The following is a 15224-nucleotide window of genomic DNA, read 5'->3' on the forward strand; positions in this document are numbered from 1 at the left end:
AGGAACCTCCGCTCCGTCCCCTCCTCCGCTGACCTACTTCTCGCTGGTATCAGGGGATTGGGCGAGCACGGGGATGCTAATCACAAGCCCCGTGAATTTGGCTTCTTTTGTTGGTTTCTTGAAGAACCCGTCGTGGCAACCGATGCACCCGCCCGACATCGGGATCGCGGTGGCGCGTCGATAGTAGCCATCTTCGACGATGTCGACCGCTGGCTTCCCATTGGCGATCTCGTCGGCAGCGTGCTGTTCGAACTTTGTCTTCGGTTTGTGATGGATGCTCATCGGTTTTAGGTTGACCGAAATCCAACGCGCTTCGGTGTGGGAGTCGCGCTGAATCTCTTCGAAGATATCCTCCATCGCTCGAGCTGGCACAATCGCTCGTCCACCATGGAAATAGCGGTGGTGCATCACATCAAGCGTCGCGCCGTAGATGTCGTGCATCAGCCGAGCGCGTTGGCGAGCCTCCGCAACGGGCATCCGCTTCGCATCGCGGACCGCTTGAGTTTCGGCTTCAGCTTTTTCAGGTGCGGGAGGATCGCCGCGGCCAACCTGCAACGGAACACCGATCACGGCGATGGCACACGCTCGAATCATCCACCCGCGGAATCTCATCGCCATTCTCCTAAGCCTTGGTCTAAACTTCACACAGCGGCACGATCGGGCTGGTCGATTCGACCAACTGTTTGATCGTGACACCTCGAAATGCCTCTTCCGTCGCCGCGTAGGCGCGGTCGAGTTCGGCATGCAGCGGACACAGTTCGGTGTGCGACGCAAGCCCCAACGGGCACTTGCGGATCCGTTCCAGTGGCCCCACGGCGTTGACGACTTCCAGAATCGTGACCTCTCCCGTTTCGCGAGCCAGCAGATAACCGCCTCCCGGCCCCGGCCGCGATTGAACCAACCCCGCCGCGGCAAGATCCTGCAACACGCGATTCAGATAGCGACGCGGGACTTTGGTTTTCTCCGCGAGGGAGTCGGCCGGCGAGGACTCGCCGGGCTGGGCTCCCAAGCAGGCGACCGCCCGCAGCGCGTATTCAGCTGTTTTAGAAAGCATGGTGGCTTCTCTCGATGGGATCGCAAGAACTGGTTTCGGCAGCCGCACTCGACCCGTTTCTTGACACACAGAACTCAATTCTATACACTTTGGTGCAGGTTCGCAATCGCAACGCAAACCGTTGCCCCCAAGCCTAACGCCCCTTCCCCGATCAACGCCAGGCGTGATCGACGCCCCCTCCCTTTCCCACCTATAGCGTTGCTGGAGCAAAAGACCCGATGAACACTCCCCTCCGAATCGTTCGCTCCTCGGCTTTGTTGACCATCGTATTGCTCGCGGCTCCGTCGACCGCGGACGCCCAAACGGACACCTATGAAAGGCCGCCGATCGATTACCACAAGGCATCGGTCGACGATCGGATCACTCAGTTGTCGGCGAAGCTCGAATCGGGGGAATTGCAGCTTCATTTCGACCATCAGCACGGCTACCTCGCGTCGGTGCTCGAAGCGTTAGATATTCCCGTCAGTTCGCAAACGCTTGTCTTTTCGAAGACCAGTTTGCAGCGCACCCGCATTGCGCCTCGAACCCCGCGCGCCCTTTATTTCAACGACGACGTGTACGTCGGATGGTGCGTGCGCGGCGACGTATTAGAGATCGCCGCGACCGATCCGCGTCAAGGAGCGACCTTCTATACGCTGGAGCAAACGAAATCGAAACCGCCCAAATTTGTGCGTGATCGCGGCCAATGTCTCTCCTGTCACGCCAGCAGCCGCACCCAATATGTCCCCGGTTATTTGGTCCGCAGCGTCTATCCCGACTCCGACGGCCAGCCAATTTTGGGGAGCGGTACGTTCACGACTGACCAGACGAGCCCGATGGAGGAGCGTTGGGGCGGATGGTATGTCACGGGATCCCACGGCGCGATGCGGCACATGGGGAACATGGTCTTCAGTGAAGCGGAGAGTGCCCAGCCGGAGCTGGACCGAGGTGCAAATCTTCAGACCCTCGACACGTTGCTATCGACCAACCGCTACCTTTCTCCGCACAGCGATATCGTCGCGTTGATGGTGTTGGAACACCAAACGCAGATGCACAACGCAATCGCTGCGGCGAACTACGAAACGCGTCAGGCGTTGCATCAATCGTTTCAGATGAACAAGTTCTTGGAACGCGAAGAGGGACACATCAGCGAGAGTGCCCATCGGCGAATCGAAGCGTCGGCCGACCGCGTGCTGCGATACCTGTTGATGCGCGACGAATTTGAACTGAGCGATCAGGTCTCCGGCAGCAGCACGTTTGCCAACGACTTCACCGCGCGTGGCATCAAAGATTCCAAGGGGCGTTCGCTCCGCGACCTCGACTTAAAGCAACGGCTGTTCCGGTATCCGTGCAGCTTTCTGATTTACTCTTCCGCATTTGACGGCCTGCCAGACGAAGTTCGCACGCGCGTCCTCGACAAACTGGTGGCCATCCTGCAAGGGACCGTCGAATCTCCCGACGATGCTCACCTGACCGCCGAAATGCGACAACAGATCCTCGAGATCCTCCGCGACACGAAACCGGAATTTGCGATTCGTCTGCCCAGCTAGCGTACTCGGAAACCGACCGGCAACGCCACTTCGTTCAAGCCGCGGTTAATGCGCCAACAGAAATTCGCTGCTGCTGAGCACACCCCAGACGAGATCTTCCAAAGCTTGGCGTCGGTCCTCTTCTCCTTGCAGCGATGCGAGCAACGCTTCGCGCTCCTGGTCGGTCGGTTGCCGCGACAAGGCGGCTAGAAAGACTTGATCGATGATCGTGCCATCGTCCAGCCCGTCGGCGATCCAACGCGACAGTCGATTCTCTTTGGCGGCCAGTTTCTGGTTGATCGTGTCACCATTGCTCAGATGCAACACCTGGACCACGCTCGGTTCGTCGCTGCGCTCGCATTCACACGTGATGTCGCGGGTGTTGCGACCAAACGTTTGCAGAAAGTAACTGGCGACCGCAGAATCATATAACTGCAGCGCCCGCGTCCCCTTGGGATACAGATCGGTCTTCTGCATGTCGGCACCGGGGAACGAGATCTGCGTGAACTCGGTCGGCGCATCGGTCACGTCGGAGATCGCATCCAACAATACCTCCGCCATCAAACGCCGCGGGTAATAGTGCGAGTAGAACCGCTTTTCCGCAGCGTTTTCCGGCAGCGATTGACTGCTCCGCTGATAGGTCTCCGATTGCAGAATCGTTCGCATCAGCGACTTCAAATCGAATCCGCTGTCGATCAAATGTTGCGACGCCGCGGCCAACAAAGCTTCGTTCGACGCGGGGTTGCTGACACGCATGTCGTCGACCGATTCCACCAGTCCGACACCGAAGAAGTTGGCCCAGACGCGGTTGGTGATCGAACGGGCGAAGTAGGGGTTTTCGGGCGAGGTCAGCCAATCGGCTAGGTATTCGCGGCGGTCGGCCGGATCATCGATCTCCATCGGAGGTGCATCCAACGGCGCCGGCGGTTGTGGTTTGCCGGTCAATGGTTGGATCAGATCGCCTCGATCCAGCACGACCAGCGTCCGATTGCCGTCGCCGTTGCGACTGTCTCCGCCCCAGCCTTTGGCACGCACGCGAGCGAACAGGTTCGCCATCGCATAATATTGATCGTTGGTCCACTTTTCCAACGGGTGATTGTGGCACTTGGCGCACGCGATCGACAAACCGAGGAACGCCTGGCTAGCGTTTTCGGTCATCTCTTCGGGCGTCTGATGATTGGCAAAAAAGTTGGTCGCTCCGTTTTCGAACGACGACCCGCGAGAGGTCAGGATCTCGCGGACAAACACATCCCAAGGCGTTCCCGCTTCGACATGGCTGCGGATCCATTGGTAAAACGACTCGACCGCCTTGGGCCGCAATTTCGATCCGTTGACCAACAGGATGTCCGACCAACGGTAGCTCCAGTAGTCGACGAATTCGGGCTGCACCAACAACTGCTCGATCAATTGATCCCGCTTGTCGGGCGAATCATCCGCCAGATACGACTGGGTCTCGTCGATCGACGGCAGCCGTCCGATCGTGTCCAAATAAGCGCGACGCAGAAATTCGCTCTCCCCCGCCCGATCGCTGGGCGGAATGTTCAACTGCTTCAACTGTTTCAGCACCTCGCGATCGATGAAGTTCCGCGGCTGCAGCTTTGCAAACTGCGCGTCGCTCACCTCTTGAGCATACGGAACGGTCACGTTGGCGTTCACGATCTGACTGGCAAACCAAGCGGTGATCGCTCCCACGCCCGGACCCGTGACCGTTACCAATCCTTGGTCGTCGACGCGTGCCGCCGCGTCGTTGGTGCTCGACCATCGAACCCACTGCGTGACGTCTTTGATTCGACCGTTGCTGTAGTGCGCACGGACAACCAATTGCTGCGAGTCTCCCTTTGCCAACCGAACCGCTTTGGGCAGGACTTCGATCTTCGCAAGCGTCGGATCTTCGTCGGCGGGCCCCGGCGCACCGGCAGAAATCCAATCCAGCAGCAGCTTGTAATCAGCGGACTCCTTCGGCAACCGGACGCCTCCCTTGTGCGGGATCATCCCGCTCGGCTTGGCAACGATCAGGCTGCGGGCGGGATCAGCTAGCTCGACCCGACGTCCGCGCAACTGCTGCGAGATATTGAAGTAGTCGCCATGGCTGTCATACCCCAACAACGACAACCGAAAACCACCTTTGCCCGCCAATGCGCCATGGCACGCGCCGCTGTTGCACGCCGCTTTGGCCAACACGGCTTGGACATCGCTGGCGAACCGAATCGTTTGCGGAACGTCGGCCAAGCGAACGATCACCATCGCCGTTGCCGTGTTGCCCGCCGCATCGGTCGCGATCAATTCGGTCTGCCCTTCCCCCACCGCGATGACTCGCCCATCGGCGACGCGGACGATCCCATCGGTCTTCGGTTTCAGGTCGACTCCGCCGGTGATCTGCCCCGCGACGCGACCGTCGACAACCTGTTGGACCAGAAAACGCTGCGATGCCTCCTGCCCGGTCAGTTCGATCTTTTCAGGCAGAATGCGAAGCGTGGTTTGGGCGAAAGCAGCCGGCGCGAACGCAAGTGCGGCGGTCAGCAGAAGAGCGATACGTTGCATGATGGTGAAGCGGAGCCGAAGGTGGGAAACGGAGAGGCGCGGTGGGCGTGGGGACGCAACGTTGGAAGGACGGGAGATCATGAAAACAGTTCGTGAATTTCTCGGGCCCCAAAATTCACCAGCGGGAAAGGCCGTCCCGCCGGGCCGGGCAGTTCGGTATCCAAATCCAATCCCAGGCTGTGAAAGATCGTCGCCACCACTTCGTCAGCCGCCGCGGGACGCTCCGCTGGCACCGCACCATTGGGATCGCTGGCCCCGATCGCGCGGCCCCCTTGGACGCCGCCACCGGCGAAATAGGTGGTGAAGCACTGCGGCCAGTGATCGCGGCCGCCGGCCGGATTCACTTTCGGTGTCCGTCCAAATTCAGCGAGGCACGCGACAAGGGTCGAATCGATCATCCCACGGTCGGCCAGATCTTCGATCAACGCGGAATAACCTTGATCGTACATCGGGGCGACGATGTCGCGCATCCCTTCGATGCTCGTGAACGGTTTGCTGCCGTGAATATCCCAAGTGATCTCGTTGAAGACGGTCAGGAAGGTGTTGATCGTGACAAACCGCACGCCCCCTTCGATCAATCGCCGCGCCAACAGACAGCACTGGCCAAAGCGATTCATGCCGTACCGCTCGCGAACCTTCATCGGCTCTTTCGCGAGATCGAATGCGTTGCGAGCTTCGGGACTGGTCATCATCCGGTACGCCGATTCAAAGCTGCCGTCCAACAACTGAGCCGTCTCGCTCGATTCGAAATTTGTCATCGTCTGTTCGACGATCTCACGCATCTTGCGACGGCGATCGATCCGAGCTTGGCCGATCGAATCGGGAGGCAACAAATCGGGAACCTGGAAGTTCGGCTGCGACGGATCGGCCATCAACGCAAACGGATCGTAGCGTTTGCCAAGAAATCCGCCCGCTTGGCCGTTGGGCAGATTCCCACCGCCGCGGCCCATCGTTTCGGGCAGCACGACGTGAGCCGGCAGATCGCTCCGACGACCGCGAAGATAGTCGACGACGGCGCCGGCGTGCGGGTAGTTCACGCCGCCGGTGAACAATCGCCCAGTCTGCATCATCTGCCAACCGGCATCGTGCACCGCCGCGCCGCGATGGAAACAGGATCGCACTAGCGAAAACTTGTCGGCGATCTTGGCGTGCTGCGGCAAGATCTCGGAGATCTGAAACTCGCCGCTGGCCGTCGAGATCGGCTTAAACGGACCGCGAACCTCCGCCGGCGCATCGGGCTTCATATCGAAGGTGTCCAATTGGCTGGGCGCACCGAGGTTGAAGATCATGATGCAGCTGTGATCTTCTTTGGCGGGGTCGACCTTCCCCGCCTCGCGAGCCGCGACGTAGCTGGGCAATCCCAAGCCCAACATCCCGAGGGTGCCGACCTGCAGAAAATCTCGCCGAGTTGTTCCGTTGCATGTCTGGGCTTTGCCGCGTCCAATCAGATCTAACATCGTCGATAATTCCTCATTCGCTCGCTGCCTGCGGTCGGCTGCTGGTAAAACTAGCCAAAGGCAGGCAGGCGCCCACCAGTCTCGCTGGACTGGCAAATCAGCCCCCAATATTTCGCTGCATCCATGTTAGCCGATCCGGTAGAGCCCGCAAAGTTTATTGGCTCATTCCGGCTCACTCGCAGCGAGATCCGCTTCGATCGCTCGCTTCAAAATCTGGCCGGTCGCCGATTCCGCCACCTCTTTCACCACCTCGGGTTCGCCCGCCGCGACCACACGACCGCCATTGCCCGCCGCTCCGGGGCCCATATCGATGATATAGTCCGACGCCTTGATCAGTCGCAGATTGTGTTCGACGACGATCAACGAATGCCCGTCGGCAAGCAGCGCGTCGAAGCAGCCCAACAGCTTGACGATGTCAGCCACATGCAGCCCCGTGGTCGGTTCGTCCATCAGGAACAGCGTCCGGCGTCGCTGAGCGGCACTTAAGAAGGCCGCCAGTTTTAGCCGCTGCGCCTCGCCGCTGCTGAGCGTATTGGCCGGCTGGCCCAACTGCAGATAATCGAGCCCCACGTCGGTCAACCGCTTCAGCTTCTCCTGCACCTTGTCGTAGCCGCGGAAGAACGAGACCGCTTGGCGAACCGTCATCTTCAACACGTCGGCGATGTTTCGATCGCGGTAGCGGATCTTCAAGATCTCGTCGCGATAACGCGTCCCTTTGCACTCGGGACATTGCATGTAGATGTCGGCTAGGAACTGCATGTCGATCTGCAGCATCCCGTCCCCTTCGCAGGCCTCGCAGCGGCCGGCGGCGGAATTAAAACTGAAGTGGCCGGCGCCAAAATTGCGAGTCCGCGCCTCCAACGTATCGGCGAACACTTTGCGAATCGAATCGAACGCTTTGACGTACGTCACCGGATTGCTGCGTGGGCTGCGGCTGATCGGCGATTGATCGACTAACAACACGTCTTCCAGCTGCCCATCGCCCACCAGATCCGAGTAAGGCAGACTGGTTGCGCCCGACTTCTTCTTGCGTCGGCAGATCGCTCCGTACAACGTATCGTGAACCAGACTACTCTTGCCGCTCCCCGACACGCCCGTCACCACGCACAGCACGCCCAACGGGAAATCGACGTCGATCGATTGCAGATTGTTTCCGCTGGCCCCCGTCAGTTTCAGCCACCCGCGCGGCTGCAGCCGATCGCGTTGCAGCGACAACATCCCTCGGCGTCCCGACAGGTAATCGCCCGTCAGGCTTCCCTGCGTCTGGACCATCTCGTCGGCGGTCCCCTCGAAGACGATCTCGCCGCCGGAGGCTCCCGCCCCCGGGCCGACTTCGATCAACCGATCGGCCGCCGCAAAGACCGCTTCATTATGTTCGACGACCGCCACGGTGTTCCCTCGATCGCGCAGCCGAACAATCGATTCGATCAAGCTGGGAACGTCGGCCGGATGCAGCCCCGCCGTCGGTTCATCCAGGACATAAAGCATGTTGACGAGGCTGGATCCAAGTGCGCTGGTCAACGCGACGCGTTGGGCTTCGCCGCCGGAGAGCGTTCGCAGCGTGCGATCCAGCTGCAGATAGCCGAGGCCGACCGATTGCAGATAGCCCAGCCGATTGCGGACCTGGTGCAAGACATCGTCCGCGATCTCCGCCTCCCGATCGGCAAGCTTCACGTCGGCGAAGAATCGCGCGATCGCATCGACTTCCATCGCGCAGACCTCGGCGATGTTCTTGCCGCCGACGCGATAGGCGAGCACTTCGTCCTTGAGCCGCTGTCCGTTGCAAGTCGTGCACCGGCGGTAACTTCGCCAACGGCTCAAGAAGACGCGGATATGCATCTTGTACTTTTTGCGTTCCAACCAGGCAAAGAAGCCGTTCAGTCCACCGAACTCCCGCTCGGGAACCCCTTCGTCGATCAGCCGCCGCTGTTTTTTGGTCAGCCGCGAAAAGGGAACGTCCACTGGCAGATCGTAATCATCGGCCAACGCCAACAACTCTTCCAACTCATGCTGATACGAAGGCGTGTTCCACGGTTGGATCGCCCCTTCGCGGAGCGTCTTGGACCGATCGGGAACGACCAAATCCATATCGACATCGACGATATCGCCGAACCCTTCGCACGCCGGACACGCTCCCAAAGGGTTATTGAAATTGAACAACCGCGGCTCGGGATCGGGATAGGTGATCTGGCACGTTTCGCACTTCCGCTGGCGACTCCACTTCATCGCCTGCCACGACTTGCCGTCGATTACCGTTTCGCCCTCAGCGGATTCGATCAGCGCCACCGCTTGGCCAGCCCCTTCGGCAAACGCCGTCTCCATCGATTCGGTCAAACGTCCGGCTGCGTCCGACGTTTTCAAGCGATCGACGATCACGATCGCTTCGGCACCATCGCCAATCGCTTCGGCCAATTCGCCGCGCGATTCATCGCCTAGATTAAACGATCGGTCGCCGACGATCAGCCGCAGAAATCCCTGCTGCTGCAGATAGGAGAGCTCATCGACAGCATGCAGCTTCGATTCCAACAGCAATGGAAAACCGAGCATCGCGCGGGCCGCCGGCTCGGTCGCTGCCAACTGGTTCGCCGCCGATTGCGGATCGTCGCTGCGGACCGGTTGGCCACAGTTCAGACAAGTCAGATCGGCCACCTTGGCGTACAGCAACCGCAGGTAGTCAGCGGTTTCAGTCGCCGTTCCGATCGTGCTGCGGTTGGAACGCGAGGCCCCACCGCGCGTGACGGCGATCGCCGGAGGAAGGCCTTCGATCGATTCGCAATCGGGTCGATCCAACCGCTGCAGGAACTGACGCGTGTACGCCGAGAAGCTCTCGATGTAGCGTCGCTGCCCCTCCGCATACAACGTATCGAGGGCCAAGCTGGTCTTGCCGCTGCCGCTGACACCACAAAACACGACCAGCTGATGGTGAGGCACGTCGACGTCGACATCGCGCAAGTTGTGAACGCGGACTCCGCGCAGCCGAATACTCCGTTGATTCAATTCCGCGTCCAGTGGTTCAAGATTCGAAGAGGCTTGTCAATGAATGAGAGACGAATCTTCCACTGTAGCGTTCAACGAGCGGGATGAAAATCGCGGGGGCTCAGCCAAATTGGTTGACGGTACCGTTTGTTTCCGCCGCGCGATGGCATGGAACGAATGAGAATAAACACGCATAAGCAGCACACGCATGCGCACTATCCTTTACGTTTTCGCCATTTATCTGGGTCGGACGCTGTATGAAAAACTCCCAGCACTTCGATGGTTGTGATGGTGATTTCGAAGAGGATTAGATACGGAAACCGATTGACTCGAGCAGCACGCAACGGCGGATCGACCATGCCGTATGCTTCCGATCGCGATTCTACTGCGTCAAAACTTGCATCAACCGAAGCCCGAAAGCGGTTGCCAAGCTCAGTGGAAATTTCGTCGTACCAATCACCAGCACTAACCAAGTCGTCCGCGACGAGTGGATGAAACCGAAGCGGCTTAGCCATTGACTCGACGCCAAAGTTCATCCCGATCGATGGCGATTGAAGGGGCCGCTTTCATTTCCTGACTGCGCCGATGCGCTTCGTCTCGCTGCCAAGGTTGCAAGACGATCGGTTCTTCCGAGGCACTGATATCGTCCCAGAGAGCTTCCACGATTCGAAGCTTCTCCGAGATGGGAAGACTCCGAAGTTCAGCCAGATCGATGGTCATAGTAACTCTCCCAAGGGGCACACGTCGAGAAACAGTAGATCGACCTACAATCTATGCAGCTTTTCTACACAAGCGATTGTCGCACTCGAACTGGTCGGCTGCAAGCAAGCAGCCGCAGACGGAACTCGCCGGAGGGACAAGTGGTGACTCCCCGAGGCTCCCCCCAAAGCTCAACTTCACCCGCCCGGCAACGCCGGGAGGGTCGAAAAACGAGCGCCGAGCGAGTTTTTCGGGGAAGGCCGTCCGCGAGTGAAGAACTAGTAAACCGACCTCACGCAAAGCCTCCCCGAACGTAGCTGCGCTCGTTCGACCCTCCACTTCAAACTGCGTTTGGTGGAGGGTGAAGAATGCGAAACTTCACCCGCCCGGCAACGCCGGGAGGGTCGAAAAACAAGCGTCGAGCGAGTTTTTCGGGGAGGGCCATCCGTGAGTCAAACTCGTAAAAACAACCTCACGCCGAGCCTCCCCGAACGTAGCTGCGCTCGTTCGACCCTCCACCTCAAACTGCGTTTGGTGGAGGGTGAGGCATGCGCAACTTCACCCGCCCGGCAACGCCGGGAGGGTCGAAAAACGAGCGCCGAGCGAGTTTTTCGGGGAGGGCCGTCCGCGCGTCAGTGCAACGCGGACCAATTAAAAGACTGCCGATTTACATCGATGCCAAGAGGGCGGGGTGCGGCAGGATGACTGGCTCCGAATCGTCGATCGCTTCGACGCGTTCCAGCGTCTGCTCGGCCAGTTTCGTGTCGGCGTCGATCGCTGCTCGGATCGTTCGCGGCGAATCGGGACACCATCCGCCCAAGATCACGACCAGATCGTTTGGTGTCGCCTTGCTGATCGTCCACTGAATGGCAGCTTCACGATTGGCGATCAACTGAGGCTTCGCGGGGTCGACGACGCCGTCGAGCATCTCGTGCACGAGCGACAGAAATTCATCGGAGCCCGAAACGCCCGAGGTCAGCACGAGATGATCGCTGCATCGTTCGGTGATGTAACCCAAGTTGGCCGCGTGGGTTGCGGTCCGACGATGATCGCAAGCGGCGATGCACCAGATCTTCCCGCGACGCGGCAGCTCTTTGCGAAGTGTGTTGATCGTCGCCATCACGCGTTCGGGACAATCGGCATCGTCCAACACGATCTGCGGACCGGTGTACGAAGCAACGCGTTGCATCCGCCCCGGAATCTTTTCCATCGCCGACAGTCCCGCGGCAACCGTCTCCAGCGGGAAATCCATCACCAGTGCCGTTGCGGCGGCAGCCAATTGATGATGGAACATCCAGTCGCCCGTCATCCGCGATCGAACCGCAGCGGTGGTATCTCCGGCGGTGATCAAAAAGGTCGTTTCGCCCGCGTGTCGTTCCATGATCCGTCCGATCACATCGGCTTCTTGCGACGTGCCGTAGGTCAGGATCGAAAGGTCGGAAGACTCAGCCGCCTGAGCTGCGACGGCGTTGCTTTCATTAAGGATCACCAATCCCTTGGGGCGAACGTGGCTGATCGCTTCGCTGAACAGCGAACCGCCTTGAGCACTCTTCAGGTAGGCGTGATCCGAATCGCCCGACAAGATCATGATGTCGAACGAAGTGCCATCGGCAGCATGGCTGCGAAGCATCGCTTCGGACAATTCAACAACGGCAACTTGGCATCCCGAATCGGACGCGTCGGCGTACCAGTCGGTCAGGTCTTGCGCGTCGGACAGGGGGCGGCGAGGAACGTCTTGAATGATCCCGTCGCTGCGTCCCAAGTCGCAGTTGTAAGCAACTCGCAGCCCCGACTTCCGGAGCGCCGCGGCGACCATCAACGTCGTGCTGGTCTTGCCATCGATTCCGGCGACGCCGATCGACAGCATTTGTTGGGAGGGTTTGCCGGCCAGTTCGGAAACCAGATGAGCGTAGGCCTGACGCACGTCGGCGACGATGCACTGCGGGACCGACACGGGCAACAATTGTTCGGTGATAATTCCGATCGCACCGCCGGCAACCGCTTCAGCCGCAGCTTCGTCGGCGGGGGTATCGTCGATGCCGGCGACAAACACGTCGCCGGGAGAGCAATCCGATGCGTCGGCCGAACACCGTCGCACGGTCATGTCGGGGGTCGAGATCATGCGTGCTGCGGGGAACAGCTGACGCAAACTGACATCTTGGGAACCGATTCGCTTCGCCACATCCATCGTCGGCCTCCTTGCCTAGATAAGTTGGACGTTTTGTGAAGATCGCGTTACCGGAAGTCAAACGATCCGTCGTTTGCGGGGCTTCCGATGTCCCGATCCAAAGTCCTGGGTCGAATTGATTCTTTACATCCGCACCAGTTCGTCAACCCGAATCGAGACGGTTCACTGGACAATAATTGCCGATCACACGACAATGCAACCCCAATCCCTCGACCGCGTAACGACTTACAGCGAAATGCTAGCAGATGTCCGAAGAAAATTTTGATGTAGCTGGACTGGCCGCTTACCTGCACCTGACGCCCGATCAAGTCAACAAGATGGCACAACGAGGCCGTCTACCGGGACGCCGTGTAAGTGGAGGATGGATCTTTTCCGAAGCCGAGGTCCACCATTGGCTCGAACAACAGATCGGGGCCAGCGATTTGGAACAACTCGATAAGGTCGACGCCGTGTTATCGCGGGCCGACAATATCCATAACGACATCACGATCGCGAGCTTTTGTTCGCTGGACGTGATCGAAGTTCCTTTGCAGGCTCGCACCAAAGCGTCGGTGATTCGTTCGATGTCCTCACTTGCAGCCGGCGGCGGAATGCTTTGGGATCCCGCCGCGATGGCCGAGGCTGTCAAAGCGCGTGAAGAGTTGCATCCGACGGCGCTCGACTGCGGTGTCGCGTTGTTGCACCCGCGGCGACCGCAAACCTCGATCCTGGCCGATTCCGTCGTCGCCTTGGGCCGCACGTCGCAACCGCTTCCCTTCTCCGATACCGGCCAACTGACCGACGTCTTCTTCCTGCTGGCCTCCTACGACGATCGCATTCACCTGCGAATCCTGTCTCGGATCAGCCGAATGATCACCGACGAGATCTTCCTCGGACAATTGCGAGAAGCTCCCGATGCCGCGGCGGCGCGGCAAGCGATCCTGGACGTCGAAGAACGGATCGACGAAGTATGATGCTGTGGATCGGCGACAACGAACATCCCGAATTTCGAGATGCGTGGACCTGGGCTATCGAATCGGGCCAATGCAAACATCGCGATTCAATCGATGCCGCAATTGAACAACCCGTCGCGCGTTCGATCCCACACATCCTCATCGCGCGACCCGACCGGCAACCGCAGCCCGCCGCAACGTTTCGCGCATTGCAACAACAATACCCGCTTGCCAGCTACGCCACGCTGCTGGGCAGTTTGTGCGAAGGGGAGCAACGGACCGGAACTCCCTGGCCCCATTGCCAACGCATCTACTGGCACCGCTGGAGTTTCCAATTGGTCGCGTGGAGCGGCCTGAATCACCAAGCATCTACATCGGCACCGACAACATCGGGTTGCATCGGGATCGTCAGTCGCAGCCGTTGGATTGGGTCGGGAGTTGTCGATTCGCTGCGTCACGCCAACATCCCCTGCGTCGCCGTCGCACCGCAGCAATTAGCGGTCGCAGGTCCGTACAGCGATCTGTTGTGGGACGATTCGGTGATCGCGACGCTCGACGACTGGCAAGCTCAAGCCGCCGCAGTTGCCGCTCACGCTGGAACCGCTCGACATCACTGGCTGGTCAGCAGCCCGCGCGTCGAGACGTGGCATGCGATACAAGCGGCCGGCTTTGAATCGCTTCACAGCAAGCCATTGGATCTCGATAGCATCCTCGCCAGCTTGAATCGCCGCGCCGTAACCGCGTAAACGCATTGGCGCCGCGAAGCGCTGCGGTTTTGCTAGGAACCGGTAGGCCGGCGGCCTCGGCCAGTGCGGTCGCCGAGGAGGCGATGGGGAGTTATCATTTCGGCAGCAGCTGCGAAACGCGGCCGCTCGACGCCCCACCTCCTTTCTTCAAGCAACGGACCGATCTGTTGGGAAACAATTCGCTGCAATTCGTAAAATCGTTCCTGCGTCAGCCGGGAGCGGTTGGCGCGATCGCCCCCAGTTCCGAACAACTCGCCCAAACCATGGTCGGCTGGTTCGATTGGGAATCGGCTCGCGGCGTCGTCGAATACGGACCGGGAACCGGCGTCTTCACGAAACATGTCGTCCAGAAACTGCATCCCGACGCCAAGTTCTTCGCGATCGAACGCGATCCCGAATTGGTCGCGATCGTCCAACAGAAGCTGCCCGAGGTGGACGTCGTCGAAGAGAGCGTCGCCAACGTTGTCGCGCTGTGCCAAGCTCGCGGCATCGAACAAGTCGACGCGATCGTCTGCGGACTGCCTTGGGCTTCGTTCCCCGATACGCTGCAGCGGGAGTGCATCGACGCGATGATGCAGGTGCTGCGACCGGGTGGCCAATTCGCTACGTTCGCCTACTGGCAAGGCTTGCTGTTGCCCGCCGGCCAACGCTTCAAGCGACGCCTGGGCGATTACTTCTCGACCGTCGAATACAGCCCCACGGTCTGGCGCAACCTGCCTCCTGCGTTTGTTTATCGCTGCACGCGGTAGCGGATGGAACAGGGGCTGACAGAGCAGTACATCCATGTGTCGGCCTCCGGCCTTCCATTTTTGTTGCAGCTTTGGGTCCGGAGGCTTACACCTCCGGCAGGTCGTGTGTCGGCCTTCGGCCTGGGTTCCAATGTGCCCTACTGGAGTCGGCGGTTTACACCGCCGGCAAGTCATGTGACGGCCTTCGGCCTTAGATCCAGATTGCCTTCCTGAATCCGGCGGCTTACACCGCTGGCTGGCCGTGTATAAGCCTTCGGCCTGGGGCGATTTGCGTCTTGGCAGCCCACGAGCGTCTGACATCGACCGCACTGCGTGACTGAATCGGCTGGGCTCAGGACGGCATTGGGATCAAGATTCCTCTCACGCCTACCTAC

12 protein-coding genes are annotated in these 15224 nt (G+C 59.7%); 4 read left to right on the plus strand and 8 right to left on the minus strand.

The features are described 5' to 3' along the window. Positions 1-33: 33 nt before the first annotated feature. Together Poly24_RS18410 and Poly24_RS18415 are read right to left on the minus strand one after the other, a co-directional pair. The gene (locus Poly24_RS18410; protein ID WP_197452006.1) at positions 34-612 is read right to left on the minus strand and encodes a c-type heme family protein; all 579 of its coding nucleotides are present in this window, start codon (positions 610-612) and stop codon (positions 34-36) included. Positions 613-634: 22 nt separating this feature from the next. After that, positions 635-1054, minus strand: a complete 420-nt coding sequence (locus Poly24_RS18415) for an RrF2 family transcriptional regulator (RefSeq protein WP_145098797.1) — start codon at positions 1052-1054, stop codon at positions 635-637. Between the two features lie 218 nt (positions 1055-1272). Between Poly24_RS18415 and Poly24_RS18420 the strand changes: the two genes are divergently transcribed. Next, on the plus strand, positions 1273-2583 hold the full coding sequence (locus tag Poly24_RS18420; RefSeq protein ID WP_145098801.1) for a hypothetical protein: 1311 nt from the start codon (positions 1273-1275) through the stop codon (positions 2581-2583). A 45-nt stretch (positions 2584-2628) separates the two neighbouring features. Here Poly24_RS18420 and Poly24_RS18425 read toward each other — a convergent pair whose 3' ends face one another. From Poly24_RS18425 to Poly24_RS18450, 6 genes are all read right to left on the minus strand, one after another. Further along, entirely contained in the window at positions 2629-5103 is a 2475-nt protein-coding gene (locus tag Poly24_RS18425) for a DUF1553 domain-containing protein (protein WP_145098803.1), read from the minus strand. A gap of 77 nt (positions 5104-5180) precedes the next feature. After that, entirely contained in the window at positions 5181-6560 is a 1380-nt protein-coding gene (locus Poly24_RS18430) for a DUF1501 domain-containing protein (RefSeq protein WP_145098806.1), read from the minus strand. Between the two features lie 162 nt (positions 6561-6722). Then, positions 6723-9557 (minus strand): excinuclease ABC subunit UvrA, encoded by a 2835-nt coding sequence (gene uvrA, locus Poly24_RS18435; protein WP_145098809.1) that lies wholly within the window; start codon positions 9555-9557, stop codon positions 6723-6725. A 194-nt stretch (positions 9558-9751) separates the two neighbouring features. Continuing rightward, a complete protein-coding gene (locus Poly24_RS18440) occupies positions 9752-10051 on the minus strand; it encodes a type II toxin-antitoxin system RelE/ParE family toxin (RefSeq protein ID WP_197452007.1) in 300 nt (99 codons plus the stop codon). After that, on the minus strand, positions 10044-10256 hold the full coding sequence (locus tag Poly24_RS18445; RefSeq protein ID WP_145098815.1) for an addiction module protein: 213 nt from the start codon (positions 10254-10256) through the stop codon (positions 10044-10046). Before Poly24_RS18445 ends, Poly24_RS18440 begins: the two co-directional genes overlap by 8 nt. A 646-nt stretch (positions 10257-10902) precedes the next feature. Beyond that, on the minus strand, positions 10903-12423 hold the full coding sequence (locus tag Poly24_RS18450; RefSeq protein ID WP_145098819.1) for a glutamate ligase domain-containing protein: 1521 nt from the start codon (positions 12421-12423) through the stop codon (positions 10903-10905). Between the two features lie 245 nt (positions 12424-12668). On the opposite strand from Poly24_RS18450, the gene Poly24_RS18455 reads away from it, so the two are divergent. Genes Poly24_RS18455 through Poly24_RS18465 form a run of 3 tightly spaced genes read left to right on the plus strand, consistent with a single transcriptional unit; the run spans position 12669 to position 14850 of the window. After that, on the plus strand, positions 12669-13376 hold the full coding sequence (locus Poly24_RS18455) for a PTS sugar transporter subunit IIA (protein ID WP_145098822.1): 708 nt from the start codon (positions 12669-12671) through the stop codon (positions 13374-13376). Beyond that, positions 13373-14101, plus strand: coding sequence for a hypothetical protein (locus Poly24_RS18460; protein ID WP_145098825.1), 729 nt, complete (start codon positions 13373-13375; stop codon positions 14099-14101). The genes Poly24_RS18455 and Poly24_RS18460 overlap by 4 nt, the downstream gene beginning before the upstream one ends. Before the next feature lie 5 nt (positions 14102-14106). After that, positions 14107-14850: a class I SAM-dependent methyltransferase gene (locus Poly24_RS18465; protein WP_231753218.1), complete on the plus strand. Its 744-nt coding sequence runs from the start codon at positions 14107-14109 to the stop codon at positions 14848-14850. Positions 14851-15224: the final 374 nt, after the last annotated feature.

Source organism: Rosistilla carotiformis, assembly GCF_007753095.1.
GTDB lineage: Bacteria > Planctomycetota > Planctomycetia > Pirellulales > Pirellulaceae > Rosistilla > Rosistilla carotiformis.